Origin of the sequence: Pseudoalteromonas sp. S4741, from assembly GCF_005886135.1 — a bacterium.
GTDB lineage: Bacteria > Pseudomonadota > Gammaproteobacteria > Enterobacterales > Alteromonadaceae > Pseudoalteromonas > Pseudoalteromonas tetraodonis.
This window is the reverse complement of the sequence record NZ_PNCN01000011.1, coordinates 1-19984: the sequence shown is the minus strand read 5'-3', so window position 1 is coordinate 19984 and position 19984 is coordinate 1. Positions and strand designations below refer to the sequence as shown.

The window sequence follows — 19984 nt, the reverse complement described above, 5'->3', positions numbered from 1 at the left end:
TTGCGCTATTTCTTTGCCTACAACAATAGATGTAGAAAGTTCCAGCTCTATTTAGCTTTTAACTTCACTAAGCGCAGTCGGTAAATCTACTTTTGCTAGTTTTTCTGCTGTATTTGAGCGAATACTATTGGAAAAGATGAGAGTAGATATTGCTAAAGGAGCAGCAACAGCCAGAATAAGGCTGAGGTATACTTTTCGTTTTAATAACATAGAACACCTAAGGAATAACTAAGCAGTATTTTATATACTGCACACAATTAATAGTAGCGACATTAAAGGGCATAAAGTAAAGATTTTTACAATAAAACCCCATAACACTTTAATAGTAGATTCAACTGTGTTTATTACAATGTATTCAATAAAATTAATACAGAAATCAGTGCACTGGTGAAAAATACAATAGAAATAACAAAAGCGAATTTTATAAACTAAGAAAATGAGTTTTTATGTACTTGGAAAGCGTGTAAAAGTGGTGGCCCCTCCCAGACTCGAACTGGGGACCTAACGATTATGAGTTGCAAAACAAGGACTTACTACGAGTTACTTTTTGATAAAACTATTTACTAATTTTCATAGCTATATCATAGGGTTATTGAATAAACCCTACCTCTGATGCATAAATCATTATGTATTTCAGAACGTTAAATTTTACGTTCAAAGTAGCACAGAGGTAGCACCATATGTCAGACACAAAATTTCGCTTCACAGAATTGTCGCTTGAAAAGATAGAATCAAACGGTAAACGCACTCGTTATTATGACAATCTATTGTCAGGACTCATTTTAGATGTGAGCGTAGCTGGTAAAAAATCATTTAGAGTTTATAAAAAGATACCAGGGCGAGACACCCCGATTAATGTCACCCTTGGTTACTTTCCATCAATTGCACTTGATGATGCAAGGCGAATGGCTAAAAAAGTAATGGCAGATATCGCAGAGGGTATAAACCCTAACGACCTTAAGCGCCAATTTAGAGCCGCTTCTATTACCCTGAAAGAAGCCTTTGATTCATACATCGAATCTAGAGATCTAAAGCCTATAACCGAAAGGGGGTATCAACAAAAAATAGATTGCTACCTATCAGATTGGCATAACAAACGCCTAGCCGATATAAATCAAACAATGATTTTAAAGCGCCAACGAGAAATAACCTCTAGAAGCCCTGCTCAGGCAAATTATACCATGCGCCTAATGCGTGCTTTATTTAACTTTGCTAAAGCTGAATACAAGTCTTCAGAAGGTCGCTCATTATTTCCAGAAAACCCTGTAGATACACTTTCTGAAAAACGAAGCTGGAATAATGTAAAGCGTAAAACAACAAGACTGCGTCGTTCACAACTAAAACCATTCATAGACGCATTATATGAAGTAAGAAATGAAGCTGCTAAATACCGTCAAAATAGTCGTGTCGGTTTTTGTGATTATCTGGAGTTTTTAACCTTTTCAGGCCTGAGAAGGTCTGAGCTACTGCAACTCCCATGGTCACAAGTACACCTTGAAGATAGGATATTCATTTTAGAGGATACAAAAAATGGCTTGGACGTTGAGTTTCCTATTACAGATCGATTAGCTGAGATATTTAATCGACGAAAAGAATACAAAGTATCTGACTATGTGTTTGGCACAAACAGTAAAAAGGGGTACCTAACTGATCCTAAAAAAACGTTGAAACATGTATGCCAAATTGCAGGAGTAAAAATTACTTCGCATGATTTGCGCCGTACATTTACATCAATGGCTGAGAGTAGCGGAGTATCAGGATACCTCCTGAAACGCCTTCTAAACCATATTACAGATAAAAGTGACGTAACTGCTGGCTATTTAATTTTAACCGCTGAGGAACTTAAAGAACCTGCAGAAAAAGTAACAGAAACAATAGCCAAATATGCAGGTTTGATTGAGCAAGAGCCAGAAAATAAAATGAGTGAAATGAAAAGTCTGTTAGCAAGCTTAACTAAGGAACAAAAAGTTGAACTGATGAGCGCTTTGCTTGTTTGAATTGAATGTCAGGTTTGGCGATTTTACCAAACCTGACATCTAAGGCTGTTACTTACTTTGGGTGATATTCATCAATCTCAATATTTTCAGGATTAAGCCTCGAATATATTTCTAAAAACTTATTCCTCGCATTTGCTAATAATTCATTGCCGTTATCATAGCCTGAGCTATACCGACCAGACTTTGAATTAATAACCCATTTACCACCTTTATAATGCAGCTCACCACCGATACGCGCAGACTTAAATCCTGTTAAAGTTGGGTGCCCTCGCCTTTCAACTTCCTTACCCAGCAATAAAGCACCATCAATAGATATTACCCAAATTCTAAATTCCTCATCAGAGGTATTAAGCAGCTCAGCGAAATCATCAGCTAAGCACTTTTCTTGCTTTCCATAATAACTAAGCCCTGCTTGGTTATGTAATTGACCGCCTGATATTTCCTCTCTATTAATTCGTATTGGAGCCCTAGGTTTACCGAATTGCTTATCTAGGTAAGCAAAGTAGTTATCTTTTTCTTCTTTAAACGAACGAATTAATGGGACAAGGAAATCTTTGCCTGAGTAATCCTCATGTAACGGTTGATGCTCAAGGATATTTTTAAGTGGTCGTGAAATAGCATCAAAACCTGCTTGGTTATATATGGAAATGCCAGCTACGGCATCCCCCTGAGGGATTTCAGTTGAGTCGAATAATATATCAAACAAATGTAAGCTTCCGCTCTTGAACTTGGCACACCAAATATATTTTGCTAGAGGCTTACACAAGATTGCTTCTTTATTGGCAACTTCCGGCTGTTGAATTAGACTGCTTTTGTAGTCTGCTGAGCTAACCAGCTCTATTTCATGAGTGACCTCAGGGCAATCTTTTTTTTGTTTTTTATAGTAAACCAAGTACTCTTCAATTAGAGAATTACAAGTATTTGAAATATATTCAGATGGAATTCTAATTTTTCTATAGTTTGGGACTATCAAACTATCTGGAATAAGAACTTGATCTGCATCTTGCCAATTACCATTATCATCTTTTTCTTCTAAAATAAGGCCCCATTCAATTGGCGACTCAGCTTTACTCTTTGTTATTGAAGCAATTTGATTTGGAGCATTAACTATTCGTACTCTTGCAAAAGGACCAATCCTATCATCGTGAATATATAGATAGTTTTTATCGTTATGTTCCTTGTATCCTAAAACTGTGACTGCATGGCCTCGCCCCTCACTTACAAGTTGAGCCTGCTCCTCTTTCCAGTACACATCAACACCAAGAATAATAGGAAGGTCACTATTTAAATAACTTTTAACTATATTAAAAAAATTATCAGATTCAGCTTTTGAGGTATCAATATTAAACTTATGATTTCTTAGCTTTTGTATATCTAAAGAACGAAGGATTTGCTTATTAGTTAAACCATTATTAGGAAAACTGTTGTGAGAATCGGCAACGTGGTTGATTGCTGATAGTGTTATTTCGCTTGATGATGGTACTGTTCTTAAGTCATTCTTATCTAATGCTTGAAGTGCAGTCCAAATTGAAGTAGTTGCACATGCTGATACGACTTTATCTTGTTCTTGGAATGCTACTGTATCTACATGTAAATTTAGGCCAAATAAATTAACTTTGTATCTATGGTTCAGAGCTTTTTTATTGTCACTACCAACAAAGCTTTCATACAGTCTTAAACAAGATTTACCAATAAAAGTTTTGGGTAATGGTTTTACGACTATGAACCCAAGGTAAGCCTTCTGTAATTGTTCATGCTCTTCTTCATTATATTCACGAAGATAAGATTGGAACTCAGGGTGGTTTATTTCTTTAGAAAAAAAATGCAGCCTAGCACATCGATCACCATACTGATTAAAGCACTTTACATAATACCTTGAATAATCCTCTAAAAAGTCCCGATCGACATAATCTGGCTCAAGCAATATCGTTTGAGCATTAAAGTCTGAAAGATAACGGTATAAATACTTTATTTGATACTTAGAGTTGATGTCGGGAAATTCAGAACCGAATCTCTCTTTTACCAAATTACTTAAAGTTTCTTTGGCAAATTCACATAGAAGGAAGTCTGACTGCATTTTTGTTCCATCAAAAAAGGCAGCCTAGCAGCTGCCTTCTCATCCACAGAGATGATTAAAGGTTATAACTACGAGAAAAAAATTTATCTGTAGGGGTCTGATTACGAGCTTTTTCTGAGTAAGCTTTATCGCGTTTGTTTTGACGGCTATTAAAACCACGGGCTATCTCTTTATCAGCCTCTTTGCTTCCTGCAAGTTTTGCTAACTTCTCAAAAGTCATATTAAGAACCTATTCTGTGATTCAATTGGGTCGAATATTATACAGACAAAGTATTTTCTATCAATATCTGCGGATTATTTTTTTTGTAATCGCCAACTAGAAGAAAGTAAAAAATTTTACTTTCAAATAAAAAATAGCAGCTCAATACAACATGTACAAGCTTCAGACTATCTTTTCGTACTTATATTTTAAGTAAAATGCAATTCAATAATTTATCCACTGCTAACTTTGACCAAATATACCTTTTAGATGGAGCTGTGCCAAAATGTCCATTTCTTTGAACATTTGGTGCCTCACGGCAGCCTCTTCCCGTTTTTCTTTTGGTGCATTAGCTCTTTGCCTTTTGTCGAAGAAGTCATCAGGGAGAGCGATTCGAACAAGGTCTTCAATTCGCTTTTTTGGCTTAAAATTATGCTTTATGCTTGCAGAAGAGAGTGCAAACTTTAAAGTTCTTTTTTTATCAATGATAAGATAAAGAGTCATCCCCACAGCCTTGTATAACTGAAGGTCTTTAATGTAAGGCAGCTTCTTCATGTACTTTTCGTACTTATATGCTTTGTTATTCACAGTTAAGTGTCCTTAATAATAAGATTTTTGGATATTGAGAATTTAAGGTATTAAGCTGAGAGCTAGAGGCCTTGATAATAAAGGGCTGCACTGGTACTACTGTCCTTCAGTGACAAACTTTTGCACGCCAGTGACAAACATTTGGTTCTCAGTGACATAAAACTGTTCGCCAGTGACAAACTTTTGTCCGCCAGTGACATTACTAGCAACTACTTATACATAATTTGTAAGCAGCTATACACTAGCCTCCTCTACCGCGAAGTAGATAGTTGTTAGGTGGAATGACTATACCTTTATCCTTTTTATCTAAACGGATGCCTGAGTGAGGATGGCATTCAAGAATGAAGTCTAAAGCGCACAAAAATCGCCGCTTGAATCTACTCAGAGCAAGCCTGTCTAGGTAGGGAAAAACATCTTTGTGGAGGGTCCCCCAAGGGACAAAAACAATTTTTTCACGTCCATAACCTCGTCGTATGAGATACAAGTAGAGATCATGGGCGAGAACAATGTCTTTAGCTCGAGCAAGTTGAAGGAACCTTAAATCAATGGGAATAATGCTTTTATCATCTGCTATCAGCGCCTTAAAGCTGTTCGAGGGGGTATAGAGAACCTGTTTATATTTAGCATTGAAATAGCCAATACCATACTCATCGTTGATCAAATTATCCGCCTCAGCGAAAAATCCCCTTCTTCGCATTCTGTCTTTTGATTTATTAGTCGGGACAACTGTAAATGTCGTATCAAATACTCTTTCGAGAGAGAGTAAAAAATTAGCGTATGTGCCACCTGATATACTGTCTTGTCCTGTTATTTGCTGAAATAGCTCACTTACAGATTTGGCTATGACGTATGAGGGAAGCTCTGGCCTTCTACTGATTTGTGTTGTTAGGTGAGCAATGATCAACCTTGCATAGTGACCATGCGGCAAAATTTGAGGACTGCTCAACATTACAGTTTTGTATTTGCCAAAGCCTTTGACAGTGGATTGCTCAAGCTTTTTAAGGGGCAAAATACATGGATCAATCAAAAAGGCGGGGTATGAACCAAAAGTTCGCTCTTCGATAGGACAGTTGGTGATTATTTCTATGCTGTTATGAGAAAGGGCCATTAGTAATGAACCTCCTCGCAGCGAATTAAAGGCTGCGTTTCAATCCAGTGGTGGAACTCTGATATAGGAAAGAGTGTTTTACCACCTTGCTTGATATAAGGAGGCAGTGAGTGACGCGCTTTTGCTTGCCTGTTCTCACTTAGCTTGTTGTATAAGGTCTGCTTAGAGCAGCATAAAGCTATAGCAACTTCATCTGCTGTATAAAATTGAGGTTTGATTTTTGGCATAAAGCACTCCGGTTACTAATTTATGGAATGCCTTACTATTATGGGAATAAAGTTACTAATTTCTCAAAAAAGCTACCCCAACATGCAATACCCTTTTTTATATACAGCATGTATATAAAAACAGTATTAGAAGAAAAAACTGTTGTATTCCGAAAAAATATTATTAAGTTAAGAAGTCGGTTAAAACTAAGGAGCCGACGAAGTGCCAATTAAGAACAAAGAAAAAAATAAGAATTACTGTAAGATTATAGAACTGAACAAAGAAGATAATGTTTATAAGCTACAAATAAATTTAACTCGAAGATACTGGCTAATGCTGATATTTTTAGTTTTCCCCAGTCACCTTGTTAGCTCTAAAATTGAGCATATTTCTCAAACCATTTCTTCTTTAGGTGTATTGTAAAGTGAATAATTAATAGTAATTAACTGTGCATCTTTGGGTAGGTGCACTAACTATTATTTTTAAGATAAAACAAAACAGCGAAGAAGATCACAAGACTTAGAATCAAAGCGCAACCAACTAACAAAGGAGCCATGTTTAAACCCTGCCTTCTTTAATTGCTGCAAAAAGATCATTTTTCAGCTTGTCGTAACGTCGAGTAGCGCGAATCGCTAACACCATTAAAATCCACATTTGAAACCATTCGTATATTGTCATAACTGCAATCTCTGCTAATGCCTTGCACTTGAGTATAGAAAAGATCCCTCCCAATTACACAAAGCAATAATCCACTCACTAATATTTTGTTGCTTCTACTCATTACAACCCATGAAGGGGAAAGTAATTTTTTTGCTTCGAGATTTAAAATGACTGAAAGGCTCTAATTTAATATCCCAAACCTCGCCCATTTCATTTGTTACATCGAAAGCCAGCGCTTTTTGAGAAATCAAAGCAAAAAACATTTCTTGCTCTGATTGCACTTCTTTCTCAAATGATAGCCCTAATGGTTCACATTCAGCTTCGATACCAGCCAAGCGGCTTTGAAACTCAACGACTACTGGGATGAATGGCCTTAGCTCAACATTTTTGTATAGATCTAAAAGTAGCATAAATTGCTCCTTAAAATTAGGCATGCCTAATTTTGCTCCCCTATTCTTTAAGTGATTAGTAATAGGTGTCGTAAAGCTCACCACGTGATTGAGCATCTTCAGCTTCTTCACGCGACATAAATTCACCATCAGCGATAATATTGCCCATACCATCATTCAATTGATCTAGTTGCTCGCTTTCTTTCGACGACTGCTCATCGCTTATAAATATACTTACCAGCAAGTAGATAGCCCCGACCAGTACACACACAAACGTTTCAAGCATATTCATTCCTCTTAACTCAATTTGCAACACAAGCATAAAACTAAGTATTCCTTAGTATCTAGATTCAATTAAAGCTAAGAAACTCTTAGTTTTCAAGTTAAGAATAATAAATAATGAAAACTAATGACGAATCACCATTTCCAAAACGATTAAAAGAAGCAAGAAAAGCCAAAGGGCTATCACAAAAACAGTTAGGGATTTTAGCTGGAATGGATGAGTTTGCGGCATCAGCAAGAATGAACCAATACGAAAAAGGTGTACATTCTCCAGACTTTAAAACAGTGAAAGCACTGTCTGATATTTTAGAAGTGCCAACGGCTTACTTGTACTGTATTGAGGATGACTTAGCGGTGAAAATTTTAATTTGGCTTAGTGAGTAGCACTAATATTTCTTACAGGCTTGTACTTTATCTGGTTTGAACTTTTTATTTTCACTAGCAAAGTTTGACAAATCTTAGTCAAGATTGTTGTTATCATAGCTTTTTATAATATCAGCTATATCTGCTAATATTGGTTGAAATTCATTAAAGTTTATTTTATTTTTATTGGGTTTGATAACATATTCAGAAAGGTAGGCCTTACCATAATGCTTACTTGTATCTAATCCTTTATTATTATTGTAAAAAGATTTACCTTCTAACTTCTCTGCTAATACTGAATCATCAAATAGATCTTCTATATCTTTTACCTTATTTCCATTAAACTTTTGTTTGGGGATAGGGACGATATAAACGTTTTCAAAATAATAGTATTTGTGTCTTTGCGTCTTAACCTTTTTTGCACTTCTAATTTGATCTCGAATTTTGCTAGCCTTATTAATAAAACCACGCCCCGCATCATCGTTATCCACTATAAAAATAACAGGGTGTTGTTTTCCTTCACATTTATAAAAGCTCATAAAACGTTTATAAATACTAATTAAATACTCCAATCCTGGAGTACCTTCCGCAAGCCTTAACATATCAGTATTAGTTGGCGTTCTATTAAAGAAAGAAACTTGCTGAGAGCCTGAGCTATTTTTAGCTAATTGAGGAAATGTATTGGCAAGCCCCTCTATTGCACATTTTAAATAAATATTATCTGTCTTACCCTCACCTATGATCAGCGGTTTTTCCAAAGCATAAAAATACTTATAGAACAGCACTTTGCCATAAAGGTTTTTAATGCCATCTAAAGCAATAACGTGGTTATCATCTTCATAAGACTCTGATCTATCAACTGTTGGAAACGTTATACTTCCATTTGATTTTGTCCTAATACCATTATGAATATCAGGTCTAAAACCTCTACGTACAAATTTATTACGATAAGACTTTATATTGAAAATATAAGCAAGCATTCCAATTAACGGATCTGCTGACTCTATTTGTTTTACTTTCTTTTTAGTTGGTGCCGCTCTGACTACCCGTCGAAAGAAGATTGAGTAAATACGTTGATACAAGCTTTTTTTTGACTCATCCCTAATTTTAGATGTGCTAGGGGCTGGTCGATAATAGAAACCATATTTAAACAGACTATTAGCCATTGCCCTAACATTTCTGTAGTACAAATTACGCACATTTACTTTTTTGTTAACAGTAAGCCCAGTAACTTCCTGAGAAGAAGTTTTGTATTGCATTCGACATTTTTTAGTATTTATCTGAAATCCAGATTTGATTATTGTCGCTTCTACTTCCTTACCTAGTCGCCAATTCTCTCTCCCAAATCCAAAACGAGGCTTTATTGCTATTTCTTTAGGGAACAATTTCTGATTTGTTGAAAATGTTAAATCATCAACATATCTAGTGTAAATACAGCTATACCTCTTGGCTATGCTCAACAACTCAATATCTAAACTTTTACAAATGAGATTTGAAATAACTGGCGAGGCAGGACTACCTTGAGGCAACTCATTTTCAAAACAAGCTATTTGCGCAATCAGAGTTGCAACTTTTGGATGTAACCTAAAGTTTTTATTTTTTATAAAAAAACCTCTTACACGACCAAAATTAAAAGAAGGAAAAAATGACTTAATGTCTATGTTATAAACATAACGTTTATTTGTATGCATAGAAGCATTTGATGCTATAGACAATCCTTTTTCGTAGCCGTGAGAAATTGATTTTTTAGCTCTTTCAGACAGAGGTATTTGCTTATTACCTCCTTTGAAGGATTTTATACTCTGGTTTATAGGCTTTAACTCATCCGAGCATGAGTATAATAGATCGGCTAACTTTCTTTGAAGCGCTTTTAATTTATCACACGGCTTCGATATCGCTCTTTTACCCCCTGACTTTTTTGCAACATTAAAGCAGGTATATTTATCTTGATCGGGTATTTTGAATAAGATAAACGCGAGAGACTTTGGCTTATAACCTAGAATAGGGGCTAAATCATTAATTGATTTACTTTTTCGAAGAGCTTCGAGCTGTGACAACCATTTAATCCTTTAGGCTAGTTATTAAATATAGAGGGCTTACGGGCACTCTTTTGCGAAATGATGATAGGATGAATCGTCAACATACCCGGACGAGCCGATAAGGTAGCAAACACAAAGTAACATATAAATCAAAAACTGCGATGCGCAGTCCAAATCTGCCCGTAAGCGTTTCGAAAATATCAAAAATATTACTATAATTCAATAAAATATAAATGAGGCATCATGAGCAATTGCCTCCTCTTTTCTGGACTTCGCCCATACCCCGCTATGTAGTAGCCTAAAATAGGCTTGAACATAGCGGGGTATGGGCTCTAGAGCATCTTATACGCAGATTTTTATTTGCAGATTGAAATATTAATTAAAGCTGCTAATCTAAATGTTAATCAAGCCCTACGGGCAAGAAAAAAACAGGCGCTTTCCTGCTGCCTTCAACACGTTGTTACATTCTCTGTAACCCCCACTTCAGAAGCTTTCAGCTTCATTATAAAACCAAGTCTTTTGATTTTTAGGCGCGATCAGTCCGAGCCTTACGCATGCGTAAAACAGGGGCGAATAGGCGTTAGCCGCTGAGCTTAATCAGCCAGTTTTTCTTACAATCACACCGGAGAATAACTATGACCTTTAATGCTAAAGCAGAAGCATTACGCCTAAAAAATGAGAAAAAATTGATCAGTAAAAAACGATTTAAGCCATCCAAGCTCGATAAACATAAACAACGACTTCTGGCTCTTTACGAAGAAGATACGAATATAGCCAACCTACAAAGATGGCTCTTGCGTAAAGGAGTGAGAGCACATTGGACAACTGTAAAACGGTGGGTTGATAAAAATGCCTAAGTTCGCAAAACCAGAAACGCAAGCGGAAAAGCTAGCTAAAAACTTATTTAAGCACAAAATTATTAAATCTCTAGGTACTGCTCGAAGTTATAAAGCTGCACTTATAAAAATAGCTCGGTGGTCAAAAGATATTGGAATTAATGGTGTACAGGGTATGAGCCTTCAAGATGCTTATAAATATCTTGATTACCGCAGTGAGTTTGCTGGTCAAAAAACGTTGGATATGGAACGGCAAGCAATTCAAGCTATGTTTAAGCTCAGTGGCAAACTTGGCCCTAAAGAAACGCTGACCGTAATAAAATCCGAAAAAGAGATAATCGAAAAGTCTCGCGCATATACTCCTGCTCAAGCTCACGCAATCAGTGAACATCAAACTAGAAAATATAATTTATCTACACAAATAGCCTACGCAGCAGGGTTAAGAGCTCATGAACTTTTAACAATTGCCAGAGTATCAGAGCGAAAAGCTGATAGCCGTCCAGCGCTAGACAGCAAATGGCTTGGTCGAGAAGGTTGTATTTATACAGTGAAAGGCAAAGGCGGCCTAATCCGAGAGGTATTAATACCTAACGCATTAGCTATACAGCTGGAACAAAGGCGCTTAGCACAGCCTATAACGGTTCGTGATAGGGAAATTAACTATTTGCAACGTTATGATATTGGTGGTGGTCATAAATGGTCATGCTCATTCTCGAAAGCATCTAGCCGCACACTCTTTTTTTCTAATGGCGGTCATGGCCTTAGGCATAGCTATGCGCAAGAGAGAATGGCTGAGCTAAAAAGTTTAGGTTTAAGTAGAGCAACTGCTCTCGAAACTGTATCGCAAGAGCTAGGTCATTTCAGGGCTGAAATTACTGAAATTTATTTAAGGTAACCCTGTTTCCGTTGCTATAAATTATAGTTAAAAGCTATTAAGTTTATCAGGAGCATAAAGCTTTACCGAATATAAAATTACTATAAGCATTAACTGAATAAATCTTAACTCAATCTGTCAGGTTTGATTTTTAGAGTTATATTAAATCTGACGGTAAAGAGCTGTTTGTGCCATGAATAGACATCCGTTCCGCCTTAAAAAGTAGCGCGGAATTGTTTGCTTTCTATAGTGCTAACTTAGACATACCAGAAGCTTTTTTAGTTATACCACTTGCTTTAGCTTCTTCCTCACCAACTAAAATTATATCATCAAGTAAAGAGCTGAATTGGCTTGGAGCTTTATTTAACCTCATTCCAAAGTATGTTCCTTTAAAGCACAAGTCTTCGACGTCTGTATTTCCCTGGTAGCCAATAATACGAGATTGACCACTACCTAGAACAAACCAGCCAAATGAAGATGCTATTTCACTTAATATATACAAACCAAAGCCCGAATTATCGTATGTATTTAAGGAGTCATCTATATTACTAGTACGAGATATACCTGGTTTAATAGCCTGTAATAATGCTTCAGAATCAGTTGTAACATCAAATGAACTTCTAAGTGAATCAGGTATTCCTACTCCCTCATCTATTACAGCAATTTCTACATGCCCGTTATACCAGCGCTGACCACAAACATAACACTCATTTGCACCTGAATGTTCAAATACATTACGAATAACTTCACGAAAAGCATAATTATATAATCTATTTTCCTGTGTATCTTCAACAGTTCCAGAAACAACTCTGGCCAACCCTCTTACAACAGACATAATGCTGCTATACCATTCTTCAATATCTTGAGTCGACTCATCAAATTTTGGTTTGGGTATTTTAGTTATAGGCAAATATGAAGATGAACCCTGTGCCTCACCAACTTTATTTCCGCCTCCCATAGTAATGAAATCAAAAAAGCCTAAGTGCCTTAAATATGAATGAACATTGGAGTTAGCTTCATGACCATATTTACGAGTATTCAATTTATTCTCTCGCCGATATGTAATCCACTCTCTAATTTTTGAACCCGCAACTAACATAGCTGTAGGACAAGAGTATTTTAAAGTTGTGCAATCGATACATATATCATCGACTTTCAAATTTTGATCTAGTTCATCAAAAAATGGTGATAATGTATCCCGATCAAATCTTGTGGGGAAATAGATATACTTCATTATTTTTCCAAGTCCTTTGGTGAAGCTATGCCCTGAAAGACAGCTAAGGCTTGCTTAGCAGTATGCAAAACAGGTTACAGGTTGACGAGTCCGTTGCTGCAGCTTGTTATGCTGCCAGATTCAATGATAAAGGGTGTGTCTCAGATTCAAAGAAATGAAGCTCAATACCAGAATCTGCAAAAAAAGCATCTATATTGCTAACAAAAACAATTTTATCTTCTTGTCGCATACCTGAAAAAACACTTATTGCTAGTTTTCTCACTGAACTTGATCTTATGGCTTTCAAAACATGTTCATCATACTCTTTATCTAAACCATGCCCATAAACCAGTAAGCTATCATTCAATTTCATCAACTGATTATAACAAAAGCTTAGGTAGTCATTTTCACGTATTCGCCTTAATTTTATTTCAGACTTGCCTTCAGATATAAATAAAGGAATATTTTTTAGATCATTCTCACCAATAATTTTTTTAATTGACGTCTCGCCCGTCGCTCTGACTTTTGTAATCGTTCCGTCTGGTTCCGTTCTTAAATGGATCGCACCGTGCAAATAATAAATTGCCGTAAGACGCCTCCATATATCTGTATTATTTGGATTGAACGAGCATCCTTCATTCCAGAAGTAATCACAATATCCATTGAAGGAATTACTCATTATTGACCAATAAGGTATTAGGTCATAATTAGTTGTAAATATTTTCCTATAACCAGATAAAACCTTTTCAATTTGTTCTACATTTACATCTTCATAGTCTACATGAGAAACTTTTACTGCCCTTATAAGAGATCTTCGGACATTTAAATACAGGGATTTAATCGCATCAACATTCCAGAAATTCACTAGATAAGCATGATAAATAACTCTTAAAACCTCTTCAAAATTTGTTGTTCCAATTTTTTCTTCATCGAATAAGCCTCGAGCATGAGGGTACATTCCTACATTTTGGACATCAGCAACATTGAGCAATGAGTCATACTTAAAGTTTGGGCTCACTCCTATGCTAAATCCATTACCCAATAACAGGTTTTCCCAATTAAGGTTTTCGATATCACTCCAAATTTTGATCACGACACATCCTTGAAATTACAATAGCCACATAACCGCTTTATCGGAGGATTTTTCCCAATTTTAGCGCGAAAACATCCTTATTTTATGAGCTTTTATTAATAGCAAAAAGCATAAGTCATTGCTAGTTATATTATATTCTTAGGGATGGGGATTACGTCATATAGAAAAGGGGAAAATATTCTCTTAGCTTAGCCTTACTTAACTGACGCAAATCTCCTGGATGATTATATCTCGCTCAACGCAGTCTCTCAGATACAGTCAAACCAATTCACTAGCACTGCCGGATTAAATATGAACTACTCACCTTCGAGGTCTTTCACGTTGTAGTGATTTTGTTTATATCAAGAGCCTCAGATAGTGATATGGTACAACCACCTTTACACCGACAGTCAGCTAACGGAATTTCCGGAACTTCGCTTAGACTATAATCCCCAACCCTATGCTTTTCACATGCAGAGCAAAAGTCCCCTTCGAACCGCATAGTTTTCATGATATACGGCATACCAAGTTCTTGAGACTTTAATTTAGCATCAAAGATACGAAACTTGTTTTGTGCAAAGAATAACATCATGCGACATACGCCATCAGGGTCCAAGTGAGTTCCATTGCTAGCTAATTTCTTTCTTAATTCATCACCCAGCTTTAACCCCCAAAGAAACATACTGATTGCTCCTTGACGCACTATAGGCTTTAAATCAGGATGTATCTCAGAAAGAATGAGTGGCCAATCATCAAGAATATTATTAATTATAAAAACCTCTCTTGAACCACCAAAATTAGACCAGTCAACTCCTAAGCCTGATGGAAATGGTAAACTCAGTTGATGTTTCCTAACTGGCTCAAAAGCATCTTCAAAGTTTCTATTTTGAGCTTGATTTACTGATAGCTCAATTGCAGCAAACATTTCATTTTTAATGATTTGTTCTTTAGCTTCAATTTGTTTCGCTCCCTCACAGGAACAAACCAAAAAATCATGTTCTAATGAATTACCATTAAAATAATTTGGTGCTGCTTCCAAAATCCTACGAACTAAAACAGGTTTTGTACCAGAAGTTGGCAGGTTAAGGTTTTGAGAAATATTTTTTAACTTTGGAGCAGAATAAGTCGCTGTGACAACTTCCTGAGTATTAGCTGACTGTAAAACCCCCTCTTTTTCATATTTAATTAAAGCGAGCTCTGCATCACGACCTAAGTAACTAGTCCAATCTCTCATACTCAACACTTTCGATAAGCTTTTAGGTTTTAAAAAGCTCTTTAGAAAGTAGTATTCGTTAGTATCCATCATTCCCTTCCTATTGCTTAGAACGATAAATATTATAGCATTGACTTGATGGGAAAATGATTTACCTAAATGTTGACCACTATCAAGCAAAACAATGTCCAATCATATAGCAACAAGCTTTCCTGCTTAGAAGTGAAGCTCAGTAAAAGGTAAGGGATTAATCATATCAAGCATATAGAGATGTTTTCCGCTATACTAAAAGTAGCACAGAGGTAGCACAGGGTAATTTCGGTTAGTAGGTGTTTACTTGGAAAGCTTTGAAAAGTGGTGGCCCCTCCCAGACTCGAACTGGGGACCTAACGATTATGAGTCGTGTGCTCTAACCAACTGAGCTAAGGGGCCATCTTTGTATAACTGTAAGCAGTTAATTTTTTGAAGCGTTTAGCCACAGAGCGACTAAAGCGGGTTGCAGTATAAAAAGTTTTTAGGGGCTTGTCACTAGCAAAAAGCTTTATTTTAACAATCAAAGGGCTAACTGCTCAAATAGTAAGCTTTTAGATTTATTGATGGTGACGTTGAGGAAACGAACTCATTAAATAATAGTAGTCTGAGTAACTAATACACGTACCTTACGATGGCAATTAGCAACTCAGTATTAAATGTATTACTGCGATAGGGTATTATTTTTTGGCGATAATATAAATCGCATGAATTAATCCAGGGAAATAGCCGAGTAAGGTTAGCAAAATATTTAACCAAAAATGCATCCCTAGTCCTACCTGTAAAAACACACCCAGTGGTGGTAATAAAATAGAAAAAATAATTCTAATGATATCCATAATTTAATCCTTATAATGTTAGCAAAGCAAAAAGCCCAGCAGGGCTGGGCTTTAGTATAGTGTATTATTCTGCAATAACAGTTAATTCATCCACTACCTTGCGAACATCTTCAGCGTTTTTAGCAATTTCCATCGCTAATTGCTTTTCAGCATCAGACTCAACTGTACCTTTTAGAGTTACCACACCATTATCGGTATCAACATCAATGTCTGTACCACCTACTTCAGAATCAAATAAGTAACGTGTTGTAATCACTGTAGTGATTTTAGCATCGGTTAAATCACTTTCAGTGTCGTTACCCATCATTTTAGAATCATGCTTCTTCATGTCGGTGTTTTTTACCACAGTTAGACTGTTTTCAACGTCAGTTACACCATCTAGGCTTAGCACGAGTTCTTCAGCAAGCTCTTTATCTAATTCGCTGTTTACTTTACCTGTTAGCATTACCTTGCCGTTTTTTACGTCCGTGTTGATATCAAAGTTATTTAGATTGGTGTTCATAAGCAATACTGTTTCTGCTTTCCCATCAATCCAAGCATCTTTGCTTTCGTTTTCCCAACTGCTTGCCTGAGCGCCCATTGCGGTTGTTCCTAATACTAGGGCTGCAATCATAGACTTATTAAATGTTTTCATAATCGTTCTCCTTTTGATTAAAGACACTTAAGCTAATGCGAGCATCGGGCCAACATTTTTTAACCTTTAATTTCAATAAGTTATTTTAAAATAGTAGATATTGGCTTAAACCTACTAAGTAAACATTTACAGACTATTGCGTAAAAGTTTCTCGAATAGCGAAACTTACTAAATAATTGTATATTTGGTTAATCTGTCGTTAATATAATAAAGAATCAAAAACCAAAAATCATAAACCACTGAATTTAAAAAATTTAGTATTTGGTATAAGGCTTGCTTTGAAATAACCAGCAACCATAAAAGGATAATTTAAATGTCTGTTAAAATTGAAGACCGCCCTATTGAGCAAGTTCGTGAGCAAGTGATTGATCAGCTCATTTATAACTACAGCCATGGTGTTATTTCTGTAGAAGCATTTGAAAGGCGCTTAGACGACGCCATGGCAGCGAGTGACAATAAAGCACTTATGGATCTCGTTGAAGATTTAACCTTAAATACTGACCAGCAATATAAGGCGCAAAAGCACTCTCAATTTGCACCTAATTATAGCGCGCAGCATGAGACTGATGAAGAGCCACTTACATTAAGAAGCATTCTTGGTTCGAGTGAACGAAGCGGCCAATGGGTAGTTCCTCAAAACATTTACATAGAAAACTACATGGGGTCAGTCAATCTTGATTTTACGGATGCTATTTTTACCCACCAACATGTCACTATTCACGTTAATTGTTATTTTGGCAGCGAAGAAATATATGTACCAGAGCACGTTAATGTAGTTTCTAAAATGTTTTGTATTTTAGGCAGTTTTGAAAATAAAAAAGTGTCACTAAATAAGCGCCAAGGGCCAACGATTCACATTGAAGGAAAAACTGTTTTAGGCTCTGTGGAAGTTAAAGTTAAACGCACTATTAAAGAAAAATTTATTAACTTTGCAAATGATCTAAAAACTCAACTTGGCATGAATGGTAAACATTATTAAATATGCTAAACATTGAATGAAGCCATAATAGTTGGCTTCATTCATATTATAAGTCGTTATTTCGTTCACTAGGTACATCACTCATGTACTCTACAAACTCAACCTCAAACCCTGCAGGGTCAATATAATAAAATTTTTTCTAAATGGATTTACAGCACCTTCTTTACTTATTGCAAAGCCCGCATGTTTTAGGCGCGCTATTACTGCATTTAAGTTATTGGTTACATAGGCAAAGTGTGCCAAACCAACTTGATGTCCTGATAGGTCGCAGTTTCCCCTTCCCCATGATCGCTTATAGCAATATATTGATCGTTATCACCAAAATGTACCCAGCGTCTTGGTTTGCCATATCAGGTTCCTTCCCCCCCCCACTTCTAATTGACCAATAGGGAAACGCTGCTTGGTAAAACTTAAGCATGGCGTTTATGTCACTAACAACTAAATTTACGTGTTCTAATTTCATAACTTTCTTCCTATTAATTGAACATAGAACATCATAAAACCTCAAGTTAACTTTAGGTAAAGCGCTAATTTACAAATTTATTGCCTGTTTTCATTCCAATAAATATATTGAAAGATCATGCCTGTACAAAAAACACTCACAAGTATTTAGGCTTTATGGTTTACTTTATGGCAAAAACCGCTAAAATACGCCGGCTTAAATATATAAACGTTCTTTTACAACCCAAAGGTAATACCATGCATCCAATGTTAAACATTGCGGTTCGCGCTGCGCGTAACGCAGGCAAGCTTATTCTTCGTGCAAGTGAAGACTTATCAAAAGTTGAAGTGCAACAAAAAGGCACTAATGATTTAGTTACGAACATTGATAAAGAAGCCGAAGCCGTAATTCGTGACACTATTTTACGTTCTTACCCTGATCACTGCATCGTTGGTGAAGAGTTAGGCGAACACAAAGGTAAGGATGCTGATTACCAATGGATTGTTGACCCACTTGATGGCACAACTAACTTCATTAAGGGTATCCCTCATTTCGCAGTATCTATTGCACTTAAAGTTAAAGGTCGTTTAGACCAAGCCGTAATTTACGATCCAATTCGAGGCGAACTTTTCACCGCTTCTCGTGGTCAAGGCGCACAGTTAAATAGCAAACGTTTACGTGTATCTAAAACGGTTGAACTTGCAGGTTCTATTCTTGCAACAGGTTTCCCTTTCAAACAAAAACACCACTTAGATGCCTATTCTGAAGCGTTTAAAGCATTATTCGTACATACCGCTGATATTCGTCGAGCAGGTTCTGCAGCACTTGATATGGCGTATGTTGCAGCGGGTCGTGTTGATGGTTTCTTTGAAATTGGTTTAAAACCGTGGGATACAGCAGCAGGCGAGCTATTAGTTAAAGAAGCTGGCGGCATGGTTGTTGATTTTGCTGGCGGTAATAACTACAACGTGAGCGGTAACGTTATTTGTGGTGCACCTAAGCTAACACAAGCGATTGTTCGTGAAATGCGCCCAGTATTATCTGAGTCGTTATTACGTTAATCGTAATACCGCACTTAAAAAAGGAGCCTAGGCTCCTTTTTTGCTTTTTGTTAGCCACTTTTTTACTATTGGATAAACGCACAACAGCGGGTGCTGGCCTTTTTCGATTACAAATAAATAAGTAGCTGTGACGATAACGTTTTGCTTTTTTAGCATCTGTGGCTAATGCCGCTACTTGATGGCTATTTTTACACTGCTGCAGATCCGGCTCAACTAAACCTATCGATAGTGTAAGTAAAGGTACAAACTGCTTTTCGCCCTCTCGATTAGTTGTCCAATACCCTTTTTCAGCAATATGCTCTGGCGTAAAAAATACGCGTGACTGCAGTTTAAATTGCGTGATAATGGTATTACAAACCTCCACCGCATCTTTTTTTTCAAACACCACCATAAAGTCATCGCCACCAATATGCCCGACAAAGTTAGCGCTGTGCGCACACGCTTTTACAGTCACATCGGCCAGAAGTTTTATCACGCTGTCCCCACTGGCGTAACCATACAAATCGTTAAATTGTTTAAAATGATTTAAATCGATATAGGCTAGTGAAAATGGCTGTTTATGTTGCAGACGCTGCTCTATTATTTCACTAATTGCCACATTACCCGGTAACATGGTTAGAGGGTTAGCATGTTGGGCGTGGCTAATAGGCTATTAAAGAGATGTCGAGTCTATTAGTGATATCCCAAACGGTTTCGTTTCGGAATAAACTCATTCCAATTACAGACCACATAATAGCTTCTAGCGGTAATCGCCTTTTACGCACAGTAGCAACACCTGCATGTTTAAATGCTTGTTCAAGAATATCAGGGTCAAGAACCTGTTTAAGTTTATCTAGTGTATGTACATCAGTTAATAATGAAGAGATGGATTCAAGTTGTGAT

21 protein-coding genes, 1 tRNA gene and 2 pseudogenes are annotated in these 19984 nt (G+C 36.6%); 6 read left to right on the top strand and 18 right to left on the bottom strand.

The window, feature by feature from the left end:
- Positions 1 to 51: 51 nt before the first annotated feature.
- On the bottom strand, positions 52 to 210 hold the full coding sequence (locus tag CWC30_RS18555; RefSeq protein ID WP_249929807.1) for a hypothetical protein: 159 nt from the start codon (positions 208 to 210) through the stop codon (positions 52 to 54).
- Positions 211 to 680: 470 nt separating this feature from the next.
- Between CWC30_RS18555 and CWC30_RS01505 the strand changes: the two genes are divergently transcribed.
- On the top strand, positions 681 to 1997 hold the full coding sequence (locus tag CWC30_RS01505; protein WP_138626239.1) for a tyrosine-type recombinase/integrase: 1317 nt from the start codon (positions 681 to 683) through the stop codon (positions 1995 to 1997).
- A gap of 52 nt (positions 1998 to 2049) precedes the next feature.
- On the opposite strand, the gene CWC30_RS01500 is transcribed toward CWC30_RS01505, so the two are convergent.
- From CWC30_RS01500 to CWC30_RS01475, 7 genes are all read right to left on the bottom strand, one after another.
- Entirely contained in the window at positions 2050 to 4074 is a 2025-nt protein-coding gene (locus CWC30_RS01500; RefSeq protein WP_090493669.1) for a C39 family peptidase, read from the bottom strand.
- Positions 4075 to 4129: 55 nt separating this feature from the next.
- Positions 4130 to 4294: a hypothetical protein gene (locus tag CWC30_RS18340; protein ID WP_171034671.1), complete on the bottom strand. Its 165-nt coding sequence runs from the start codon at positions 4292 to 4294 to the stop codon at positions 4130 to 4132.
- A gap of 222 nt (positions 4295 to 4516) precedes the next feature.
- Complete coding sequence (locus CWC30_RS01495) at positions 4517 to 4861, bottom strand: hypothetical protein (RefSeq protein WP_090493667.1); 345 nt, start codon at positions 4859 to 4861, stop codon at positions 4517 to 4519.
- A gap of 241 nt (positions 4862 to 5102) precedes the next feature.
- Positions 5103 to 5969: a hypothetical protein gene (locus CWC30_RS01490; RefSeq protein ID WP_090493665.1), complete on the bottom strand. Its 867-nt coding sequence runs from the start codon at positions 5967 to 5969 to the stop codon at positions 5103 to 5105.
- Positions 5969 to 6196, bottom strand: coding sequence for a helix-turn-helix transcriptional regulator (locus tag CWC30_RS01485; protein ID WP_090493663.1), 228 nt, complete (start codon positions 6194 to 6196; stop codon positions 5969 to 5971). Before CWC30_RS01485 ends, CWC30_RS01490 begins: the two co-directional genes overlap by 1 nt.
- 753 nt (positions 6197 to 6949) lie before the next feature.
- Positions 6950 to 7246 carry a hypothetical protein gene (locus CWC30_RS01480; protein ID WP_249929806.1) on the bottom strand — a complete coding sequence of 99 codons (297 nt, stop codon included), beginning with the start codon at positions 7244 to 7246 and terminating at the stop codon, positions 6950 to 6952.
- Positions 7247 to 7301: 55 nt separating this feature from the next.
- Positions 7302 to 7547: a hypothetical protein gene (locus CWC30_RS01475; RefSeq protein WP_138626238.1), complete on the bottom strand. Its 246-nt coding sequence runs from the start codon at positions 7545 to 7547 to the stop codon at positions 7302 to 7304.
- A 77-nt stretch (positions 7548 to 7624) separates the two neighbouring features.
- On the opposite strand from CWC30_RS01475, the gene CWC30_RS01470 reads away from it, so the two are divergent.
- Positions 7625 to 7891, top strand: coding sequence for a helix-turn-helix domain-containing protein (locus CWC30_RS01470; protein WP_138626237.1), 267 nt, complete (start codon positions 7625 to 7627; stop codon positions 7889 to 7891).
- Positions 7892 to 7965: 74 nt separating this feature from the next.
- On the opposite strand, the gene CWC30_RS01465 is transcribed toward CWC30_RS01470, so the two are convergent.
- A complete protein-coding gene (locus CWC30_RS01465; protein ID WP_171034670.1) occupies positions 7966 to 9927 on the bottom strand; it encodes a retron Ec67 family RNA-directed DNA polymerase/endonuclease in 1962 nt (653 codons plus the stop codon).
- Between the two features lie 617 nt (positions 9928 to 10544).
- Here CWC30_RS01465 and CWC30_RS01460 point away from each other — a divergent pair.
- Both CWC30_RS01460 and CWC30_RS01455 read left to right on the top strand, forming a co-directional pair.
- Positions 10545 to 10766 carry a hypothetical protein gene (locus tag CWC30_RS01460; RefSeq protein WP_109874061.1) on the top strand — a complete coding sequence of 74 codons (222 nt, stop codon included), beginning with the start codon at positions 10545 to 10547 and terminating at the stop codon, positions 10764 to 10766.
- A complete protein-coding gene (locus tag CWC30_RS01455; protein WP_138626235.1) occupies positions 10759 to 11640 on the top strand; it encodes a site-specific integrase in 882 nt (293 codons plus the stop codon). Before CWC30_RS01460 ends, CWC30_RS01455 begins: the two co-directional genes overlap by 8 nt.
- Before the next feature lie 223 nt (positions 11641 to 11863).
- Here the strand turns inward: CWC30_RS01455 and CWC30_RS01450 are convergent, their stop codons facing one another.
- The 6 genes from CWC30_RS01450 to CWC30_RS01425 all read right to left on the bottom strand — a co-directional run bounded on the left by CWC30_RS01450 (position 11864) and on the right by CWC30_RS01425 (position 16620).
- Complete coding sequence (locus CWC30_RS01450) at positions 11864 to 12853, bottom strand: ATP-binding protein (protein WP_138626234.1); 990 nt, start codon at positions 12851 to 12853, stop codon at positions 11864 to 11866.
- A gap of 106 nt (positions 12854 to 12959) precedes the next feature.
- Positions 12960 to 13925, bottom strand: a complete 966-nt coding sequence (locus CWC30_RS01445) for a DUF4917 family protein (RefSeq protein ID WP_138626233.1) — start codon at positions 13923 to 13925, stop codon at positions 12960 to 12962.
- A 316-nt stretch (positions 13926 to 14241) separates the two neighbouring features.
- Positions 14242 to 15297, bottom strand: coding sequence for an SAP domain-containing protein (locus tag CWC30_RS01440; RefSeq protein ID WP_138626232.1), 1056 nt, complete (start codon positions 15295 to 15297; stop codon positions 14242 to 14244).
- A gap of 175 nt (positions 15298 to 15472) precedes the next feature.
- Positions 15473 to 15549: transfer RNA gene (locus tag CWC30_RS01435), tRNA-Ile, on the bottom strand.
- A gap of 278 nt (positions 15550 to 15827) precedes the next feature.
- The gene (locus CWC30_RS01430; RefSeq protein ID WP_008466367.1) at positions 15828 to 15986 is read right to left on the bottom strand and encodes a YqaE/Pmp3 family membrane protein; all 159 of its coding nucleotides are present in this window, start codon (positions 15984 to 15986) and stop codon (positions 15828 to 15830) included.
- A 64-nt stretch (positions 15987 to 16050) separates the two neighbouring features.
- Positions 16051 to 16620, bottom strand: coding sequence for a BON domain-containing protein (locus tag CWC30_RS01425; protein WP_036980268.1), 570 nt, complete (start codon positions 16618 to 16620; stop codon positions 16051 to 16053).
- A gap of 313 nt (positions 16621 to 16933) precedes the next feature.
- Between CWC30_RS01425 and CWC30_RS01420 the strand changes: the two genes are divergently transcribed.
- The gene (locus tag CWC30_RS01420) at positions 16934 to 17599 is read left to right on the top strand and encodes a LiaF domain-containing protein (protein WP_138626231.1); all 666 of its coding nucleotides are present in this window, start codon (positions 16934 to 16936) and stop codon (positions 17597 to 17599) included.
- Positions 17600 to 17645: 46 nt separating this feature from the next.
- Here CWC30_RS01420 and CWC30_RS01415 read toward each other — a convergent pair.
- Positions 17646 to 18062 (bottom strand): annotated as a pseudogene (locus CWC30_RS01415) (VOC family protein).
- 236 nt (positions 18063 to 18298) lie between these two features.
- On the opposite strand from CWC30_RS01415, the gene suhB reads away from it, so the two are divergent.
- Positions 18299 to 19102 carry an inositol-1-monophosphatase gene (gene suhB / locus CWC30_RS01410; protein WP_069439886.1) on the top strand — a complete coding sequence of 268 codons (804 nt, stop codon included), beginning with the start codon at positions 18299 to 18301 and terminating at the stop codon, positions 19100 to 19102.
- A 58-nt stretch (positions 19103 to 19160) separates the two neighbouring features.
- Here suhB and CWC30_RS01405 read toward each other — a convergent pair.
- Together CWC30_RS01405 and CWC30_RS01400 are read right to left on the bottom strand one after the other, a co-directional pair.
- Positions 19161 to 19748, bottom strand: a pseudogene (locus CWC30_RS01405) (GGDEF domain-containing protein); the annotation flags it as partial.
- Positions 19744 to 19905 carry a transposase domain-containing protein gene (locus CWC30_RS01400; RefSeq protein WP_502704746.1) on the bottom strand — a complete coding sequence of 54 codons (162 nt, stop codon included), beginning with the start codon at positions 19903 to 19905 and terminating at the stop codon, positions 19744 to 19746. The gene CWC30_RS01400 and the pseudogene CWC30_RS01405, both read right to left, overlap by 5 nt.
- Positions 19906 to 19984: the final 79 nt, after the last annotated feature.

Coding starts and splice junctions, on each gene's coding strand:
- CWC30_RS18555 (WP_249929807.1), bottom strand. CDS start 210: ATGTTATTAAAACGAAAAGTATACCTCAGCCTTATTCTGGCTGTTGCT.
- CWC30_RS01505 (WP_138626239.1), top strand. CDS start 681: ATGTCAGACACAAAATTTCGCTTCACAGAATTGTCGCTTGAAAAGATA.
- CWC30_RS01500 (WP_090493669.1), bottom strand. CDS start 4,074: ATGCAGTCAGACTTCCTTCTATGTGAATTTGCCAAAGAAACTTTAAGT.
- CWC30_RS18340 (WP_171034671.1), bottom strand. CDS start 4,294: ATGACTTTTGAGAAGTTAGCAAAACTTGCAGGAAGCAAAGAGGCTGAT.
- CWC30_RS01490 (WP_090493665.1), bottom strand. CDS start 5,969: ATGGCCCTTTCTCATAACAGCATAGAAATAATCACCAACTGTCCTATC.
- CWC30_RS01485 (WP_090493663.1), bottom strand. CDS start 6,196: ATGCCAAAAATCAAACCTCAATTTTATACAGCAGATGAAGTTGCTATA.
- CWC30_RS01480 (WP_249929806.1), bottom strand. CDS start 7,246: ATGCTACTTTTAGATCTATACAAAAATGTTGAGCTAAGGCCATTCATC.
- CWC30_RS01475 (WP_138626238.1), bottom strand. CDS start 7,547: ATGCTTGTGTTGCAAATTGAGTTAAGAGGAATGAATATGCTTGAAACG.
- CWC30_RS01470 (WP_138626237.1), top strand. CDS start 7,625: ATGAAAACTAATGACGAATCACCATTTCCAAAACGATTAAAAGAAGCA.
- CWC30_RS01460 (WP_109874061.1), top strand. CDS start 10,545: ATGACCTTTAATGCTAAAGCAGAAGCATTACGCCTAAAAAATGAGAAA.
- CWC30_RS01455 (WP_138626235.1), top strand. CDS start 10,759: ATGCCTAAGTTCGCAAAACCAGAAACGCAAGCGGAAAAGCTAGCTAAA.
- CWC30_RS01450 (WP_138626234.1), bottom strand. CDS start 12,853: ATGAAGTATATCTATTTCCCCACAAGATTTGATCGGGATACATTATCA.
- CWC30_RS01430 (WP_008466367.1), bottom strand. CDS start 15,986: ATGGATATCATTAGAATTATTTTTTCTATTTTATTACCACCACTGGGT.
- CWC30_RS01425 (WP_036980268.1), bottom strand. CDS start 16,620: ATGAAAACATTTAATAAGTCTATGATTGCAGCCCTAGTATTAGGAACA.
- CWC30_RS01420 (WP_138626231.1), top strand. CDS start 16,934: ATGTCTGTTAAAATTGAAGACCGCCCTATTGAGCAAGTTCGTGAGCAA.
- suhB (WP_069439886.1), top strand. CDS start 18,299: ATGCATCCAATGTTAAACATTGCGGTTCGCGCTGCGCGTAACGCAGGC.